Source organism: Parasediminibacterium sp. HNIBRBA5674, assembly GCF_056745525.1.
The window spans coordinates 1-789 of the sequence record NZ_JBQWIE010000096.1 but is presented as its reverse complement, the minus strand read 5'-3'; the positions used below and the strand labels follow the sequence as shown (position 1 = coordinate 789).

At 34.7% G+C, this 789-nt stretch carries 2 protein-coding genes; both read right to left on the bottom strand.

Annotated features, from left to right (window positions below; translation table 11 throughout):
• Positions 1 to 240, bottom strand: a 240-nt coding sequence (locus tag ACT9TX_RS18405; RefSeq protein WP_481340575.1) for a hypothetical protein, incomplete at its 3' end; no start/stop codon positions are given.
• Between the two features lie 312 nt (positions 241 to 552).
• Positions 553 to 789, bottom strand: a 237-nt coding sequence (locus ACT9TX_RS18400) for an alpha-L-rhamnosidase C-terminal domain-containing protein (RefSeq protein WP_481340573.1), incomplete at its 5' end; no start/stop codon positions are given.

The following is a 789-nucleotide window of genomic DNA, read 5'->3' as shown; positions in this document are numbered from 1 at the left end:
TGCTAATACCTTTTCCTTTTCATTCATTGGCCTCAACCTGATGTTGCGGATTTGGCATTTCACATCTGTTCTAGTACCAAAATCTAACCGAAGTTTATCGCCAATTTTGCCCCAATCTTTCAAGTCACTACTTAAATCAACTCTATACCCTACCCAACCTTCTGCAACACCTACATTACGAAGCAGTTTTGTTCTTTTCTCGTCACCTGGTGAGCCAAAAAATATTTGGAATGCATCCAATCCCTTTGGGCAGAAATATTCAAACGATAAAATAGAAGCCGCTTTGCTATGGGGTTTTGTAAGGCTTTTGTAACAATAAAAGGATCTTTACCAATGGTTTCTATTTCCCATTCATCATCCCCTTTTGCTACTACCTTCATCTGGTTTTTATTAGTAGTATCTAATTGTAAAATAGTGGTATTAGTTTGTGCTGTTACACTTTTTGATAGTATAACAAAACAGCTAAACACCAACAGGTAAAAGCTTATCGAAAATCCTTTTTTTACTGACATATTAATCATTTATAAACATTTTAAACAATCCATTTATCAATTAGTGAAACACAAGTTGATATTTGCCAGATGACAGCTCACGGCTATAGCCATTATCATTTGCAGCAATCTTACCCATTTGTTTTTTATTAATGGTGATACTAGTGAATTGATTGGGAAGCTTTATTGTAGCTGTTGTATTTACAGGAATTTCTACGTTCCATACAAAATTTTTACCCTCCCATTTCCAGTCAGACACTATTGTACCATAAACAGAATTGTAATCGCCTTTAGCAAA